This window comes from Neisseria sp. HMSC055H02 (genome assembly GCF_001813335.1).
In the GTDB taxonomy this organism is placed as follows: domain Bacteria; phylum Pseudomonadota; class Gammaproteobacteria; order Burkholderiales; family Neisseriaceae; genus Neisseria; species Neisseria sicca_C.
In genome coordinates this window covers 118,568-122,900 of record NZ_KV812096.1, presented here as the reverse complement: position 1 = coordinate 122,900, position 4,333 = coordinate 118,568, and the positions used below count along the sequence as shown (strand labels likewise).

Here is a 4,333-nt window from a genome sequence, read left to right as displayed (position 1 = left end):
TGGTTTAAAGTTAATCCACTATAAAAAATAGGATAACCCTCTGCCGCCATTTCCATCTATGTGTGGACAGCCGCGGTTAACCGTTTTCTATTTCGGCATTACGTTAAGATTAATCCCCCAGCGCTGCAACCATCACCGCTTTAATCGTGTGCATCCGGTTTTCCGCCTGGTCAAACACGATGCTGGCGGGGCTTTCGAATACTTCTTCCGTTACTTCCACGCCGTTTAAGCTGAAGGTTTCGTAAATCCATTCGCCGACTTTGGTTTCGCGATTGTGGAAGGCGGGCAGGCAGTGCATGAATTTGACCTGCGGGTTGCCCGATGCCGCCATCAGCTCGGGGGTAACGCGGTAATCTTTCAATAAATCAATGCGTTCCTGCCATGCCTCTTTCGGCTCGCCCATGCTGACCCACACGTCGGTATGGATAAAATCTACGCCTTTGACGGCTTCTTCCGCATTTTCGGTCAGCAAGATTTTTCCGCCGGTTTCTTCGGCGACGGCGCGTGCGCGGGCGACGATGTTTTCAGACGGCCACAAGGTTTTCGGTGCGCCGATACGCACGTCCATACCGAGCTTCGCGCCCAACACCAGCAGCGAATTTGCCATGTTGTAACGCGCGTCGCCGACATAGGCAAACGCGGTTTGGTCCAAAGGTTTGCCGCTGTGTTCGCGCATGGTCAGCGCGTCAGCGAGCATTTGGGTGGGGTGGAACTCGTTGGTCAGACCGTTGAAAACAGGCACGCCGGCGTATTTCGCCAATTCTTCGACCACGTCCTGCCCGAAGCCGCGATATTCGATGCCGTCGTACATCCTGCCCAACACGCGGGCGGTGTCTTTAATGCTTTCCTTATGCCCGATTTGGCTGGCGGACGGCTCCAGATAAGTGACCCCCGCCCCTTGGTCGCGCGCGGCGACTTCAAACGCGCAGCGGGTGCGGGTCGATGTTTTTTCAAAAATCAGGGCAATGTTCTTCCCCTTCATCCGCTGCACTTCGCGCCCTGCCTTTTTGGCGGCTTTCAACTCGGCGGCAAGGTCGAGGTAGGCGGTGATTTCTTCGGGCGTGAAGTCCAAAAGTTTCAGGAAATGGCGTTTTTTCAGGTTCATATTCGTATTTCTCCTTTCCGGCAGGTCGGGCATTGATGAGCAATCTGCCGCTGCTCTATTTTAGTCAGGTCGGATTTTCGAATCCGATAATTTCAATCGGCGTTGTCGGATACCAGTATCCGACTTACCTCAAAATCAAAACAAGGTCGTCTGAACTTCGCCGCGTTCCAAAGCAAGCAGCGACTGTTTGCGGTTCAAGCCGCCTGCGTAGCCGGTCAGCTTGCCGTCGCTGCCGATGACGCGGTGGCAGGGAATCAGGATGGACACTTTGTTCTGCCCGTTGGCGGCGGCAACGGCGCGGACGGCTTTAGGATTGCCCAAACGCTGCGCCTGCTCCTTGTAGCTGCGCGTTTCGCCGTAGGGAATCGTCAGCAGCTCATCCCATGCCTGCTTTTGAAATTCAGTGCCAATCTGCTCCAAAGGCGTGGCAAAGGTTTTCAGACGACCCTTGAAGTATAAGTCCAATTCCTGCCGCAGAAGTTGCGTTCGCTCATCTTCCCGAAACACAAACCGTCCACGCAAAGCTTTTTGGACGGCGGTAATTTCCTGCTCCATATGCTTCTGCCCGACAAATTCCAGCAAACACAAACCCTTGCTGCCAAACACTGCCAGCATCTCGCCCAAAGGCGTGGCAATGGCGGCGGAGGTCAGTTCGTTCGGACTGTCGGGATAACTCGCTTCCAACAAACGGATGGCACGGCGGATACGGACATATTCTTCAGGCGCGCAGCCGATACGGTCGATAAAATCCTGCTCGAACTGCTTGGCTTCGTGTTCCGTCAGATTGGGATACGGCATGACTTCACACTCAAAAACTTGGGTTTCGAGCCAATGGCGGATTTCATCCCATTTTGACGGCAGATTGTTTAAGGAAGGCAGGGTAATCATTCGTTTGCTCCGTATCTCTATCATGGATTGGACGGCAAAATCCCCAATTTTCGCCATTCCCGCACGCCGATGCAGGAACGGGCTACGACGGAAATCTTGAGGGTTGGGTTGCGGCAATTCCTAAATATTCGATATTTCTAAAGCCTCAGGGAAAGGAATTAAAGACTTCAGACGACCTGCAAAGGGTCGTCTGAAACCACGATTTTTGCATTTGCGCATTTCGGCACATCATCCAACCGTTTCGGCACATTCCTGCCGCCGTTGACAGCCTATAATGAATCCACTTATTCATCAAGCAAAGGAATCATCTATGCAAACCCGCATCCTCTCCGCAGTACTGCTGGCTTTTTCAACCGCTGCCTTTGCCGAGGGCGCATTCACGCTGCAATTCAACAACCCGTCCAAAGACGGCGGCTTCACGCAAAACCAGCTTTTGAGCGCGCCTTACGGCTTTGGCTGTTCGGGCGGCAATGCTTCGCCCGCGCTGTCGTGGAAAAATCCGCCCGCAGGGACAAAAAGTTTCGTCCTGACCGTTTACGATAAAGACGCGCCGACCGGCCTGGGCTGGATGCACTGGGTGGTCGCCGACATTCCCGCCGATGTCCGCCGCCTGCCCGCAGGCATTACCGCGCAAGGCGGCAGACTGCCCAAAGGCGCGCTGCAAACCCGCACAGACTTCGGCACTCCGGGCTACGGCGGCGCGTGTCCTCCCGAAGGCAGGAAACACCGCTACGAATTCACGCTCACCGCGCTGAAAGTCGCCAAGCTGCCGAACATCACCGCCGAATCCACACCCGCGCTGGTCGGTTTCTTTACTAAGGCAAACAGCTTGGGCGAAGCGAAATTCACGGTCGAACACCGACGCTGACCTGCCCCGTGCGCCGATATGCCGCCGGCTCCGCTTCCGAGCGGACCGCCGACGGCACGCAACCGAACCGCTCTTTGAAGCGCGCGCTGAAACGGGACGGACAGTCATAGCCGACCGCGCCGGCAATCTGCGCCACCGGCCATTGCGTAACCTGCAACAGCGTCAGCGCGCGCATCATGCGTACATCCGTCAGCAGCGTACGGAAATTCGTGTCCTGCCGCGCCAACCGCCGCCGCAATGCAGCCTCGCTGCAATTAAGCCGCTGCGCCAACATCGCCGATGACCAGTCCGCAGCCATATCGGCGGTAATCAGTTTGCGGATTTGCCGCATCAGGTTGACGCCTTCGTACACGGCAAAACCGATGCCGTCATGCTGCAACCACGCCAACACGCCGCAAAGCGCGGCCTCCGCCGCATTGTGCGGCACTTCTTCATCCGCCAGCACCGCAGCCGCATAATCAAACGCCGCGCTCATCCGCCCGGGGTGCGGCAGCTTCACCGCATCGCACACTGCCTGCGCCGTCCCGTATTGTGCGGCAAACCTTTCTATGGCTTCCTGTTCGAAAGCAATCCATTGCGCCTGATAGAGGTCGTCTGAATCGGGAATATTGATGACGTCAAACGTCTGCCCGCCTGCCAACGCGACCGCTTCACCCGCCGCAATCCTCAATTCGCGCCCCGCCCACCGCAGCTTCTTGCATCCGCGCCGCACGATAACCACGGTCGGTTCATGTACCGCCACACTGCGGTACAAGGCGGTATGATGTTGCACGATGCCGCCTAAAGCACCCAATCGTTCACGCGTATGAAAGTAATTTGACGGCACGGTTATATTCCTCAATGTTTCAACACACAGGGCTGCACATAAGGCGCAGCCCTGTTTACCCTGATTTGGAAGGGGTTACTTCCCAAAAAATAAACCAAAATTCTACTGCCCTGAAAGGCCGGGTTTCAACCATATTCCGTCGGCGTACCTGCAACTTGGCTCCCTCCCCTGCGGGGGAGGGTTGGGGAGAGGGTAAAACGGGGCAGATACAGACAATATTTCCGTTGCCGTCCAATGTCCTCTCCCTAACCCTCTCCCACGGGAGAGGGAATGGATTGCCGTTCAAATAAATCGTTCTACATAAAAATCAATGCGTTATCTCGAACTCACGTTAGGCCTAATCAAATTGTCGGACATCCATATCCGACAAGCAATCTGCTTTTCAGACGGCCTTGCAAATTTAAGTTTGACATGCGTTCGAAATAAGGCAGTTAATGCGAAGCGAAATTCCGTCGGCGTGCCTGCAACTTGGCTCCCTCCCCTGTGGGGGAGGGTCGGGGAGAGGGTAAAACGGGGCAGATACAGACAATATTTCCGTTGCCGTCCAATGTCCTCTCCCTAACCCTCTCCCACGGGAGAGGGAATGGATTGCTATTCAAATAAATCGATCCACATAAAAAATCAATGCGTTATCTCGAACTCACGT

General features: G+C 55.2%; 4 protein-coding genes. 1 reads left to right on the top strand and 3 read right to left on the bottom strand.

What is annotated here, in order from left to right:
• Nucleotides 1–109: 109 nt before the first annotated feature.
• Together argF and HMPREF2907_RS07415 are read right to left on the bottom strand one after the other, a co-directional pair.
• Nucleotides 110–1,105, bottom strand: coding sequence for an ornithine carbamoyltransferase (argF, locus tag HMPREF2907_RS07420; protein WP_070681711.1), 996 nt, complete (start codon nt 1,103–1,105; stop codon nt 110–112).
• Nucleotides 1,106–1,240: 135 nt separating this feature from the next.
• Nucleotides 1,241–2,050, bottom strand: a complete 810-nt coding sequence (locus HMPREF2907_RS07415; RefSeq protein WP_083310706.1) for a methylated-DNA--[protein]-cysteine S-methyltransferase — start codon at nt 2,048–2,050, stop codon at nt 1,241–1,243.
• 253 nt (nt 2,051–2,303) lie between these two features.
• On the opposite strand from HMPREF2907_RS07415, the gene HMPREF2907_RS07410 reads away from it, so the two are divergent.
• The gene (locus tag HMPREF2907_RS07410; RefSeq protein WP_070681701.1) at nt 2,304–2,861 is read left to right on the top strand and encodes a YbhB/YbcL family Raf kinase inhibitor-like protein; all 558 of its coding nucleotides are present in this window, start codon (nt 2,304–2,306) and stop codon (nt 2,859–2,861) included.
• On the opposite strand, the gene HMPREF2907_RS07405 is transcribed toward HMPREF2907_RS07410, so the two are convergent.
• Entirely contained in the window at nt 2,839–3,654 is an 816-nt protein-coding gene (locus tag HMPREF2907_RS07405; protein WP_210388595.1) for a helix-turn-helix transcriptional regulator, read from the bottom strand. The two genes, HMPREF2907_RS07410 and HMPREF2907_RS07405, sit on opposite strands and share 23 nt — an antisense overlap.
• Nucleotides 3,655–4,333: the final 679 nt, after the last annotated feature.